The sequence below is a fragment of the Pseudomonas sp. BP01 genome (genome assembly GCF_022760795.1).
GTDB lineage: Bacteria > Pseudomonadota > Gammaproteobacteria > Pseudomonadales > Pseudomonadaceae > Aquipseudomonas > Aquipseudomonas putida_Q.
Genome location: NZ_JAFBKA010000131.1, coordinates 1 through 256, shown reverse-complemented (window position 1 = coordinate 256; position 256 = coordinate 1). Strand labels below are relative to the sequence as shown.

Here is a 256-nt window from a genome sequence, read left to right as displayed (position 1 = left end):
AAGTCGTAACAAGGTAGCCGTAGGGGAACCTGCGGCTGGATCACCTCCTTAATCGACGACATCAGCCTGCTGATGAGCTCCCACACGAATTGCTTGATTCATGGTTGAAGACGATCAAGACCTCCTGCAGGTCTAGCGTTGTTCCTGATCAGAACTTGGAAATGAGCATTCGCTTCGAATGTTGATTTCTGACTTTTGTCAGATCGTTCTTTAAAAATTCGGATATGTGATAGAAATAGACTGAACACCAGTTTCA

Annotated in this window: 1 rRNA gene; it reads left to right on the top strand. The window is 44.9% G+C overall.

The annotated features are described in order from the left end of the window. Window positions 1-51, top strand: a 16S ribosomal RNA gene (locus JOY50_RS28800); the annotation flags it as partial. Window positions 52-256: the final 205 nt, after the last annotated feature.